General features: G+C 60.6%; 1 pseudogene. It reads right to left on the bottom strand.

The features are described 5' to 3' along the window. Window positions 1-221 precede the first annotated feature (221 nt). Window positions 222-416, bottom strand: a pseudogene (locus tag J2D73_RS20265) (pyruvate decarboxylase); the annotation flags it as partial.

The following is a 416-nucleotide window of genomic DNA, read 5'->3' as shown; positions in this document are numbered from 1 at the left end:
TGGCATATTGATAGAAATAGAACAGCGCGCAGAGGAACCACGCCAGAACATAGAGCGGCTGGAGTTTCTGGGGCCTGGTCGGCGCGGCTTGTGCGCCCCCTGCCGCCGACGCGGAAAAAGCAGGCGCAGATGAAAGTGCAGGCGGCATGGAAGCTCCAGAACAATAAGAATATTCAGACAGACCGGGTAGCCGACAGGCCACCCGTTGCGCGGAATAATGTTTAGTGCGCTGGCGGACGGGCATTGGCAGTCGCCACATGCCGCCCCCACGAGATCAGTTCGCTGGTGCAGTCATCGCGCGGAATGACACATTCAATCAGAACCGGACCGTCCTTATGCGCAAGTGCGGCTTTCACGGCCGCGTCCAGCTCGCCGATCGTGGTCGCGCGCAGACCTTTTCCCTTGCCGTCCTCGGC

The organism is Acetobacter sacchari (assembly GCF_017377715.1).
GTDB lineage: Bacteria > Pseudomonadota > Alphaproteobacteria > Acetobacterales > Acetobacteraceae > Acetobacter > Acetobacter sacchari.
This window is presented reverse-complemented; position numbering and strand designations above follow the sequence as displayed.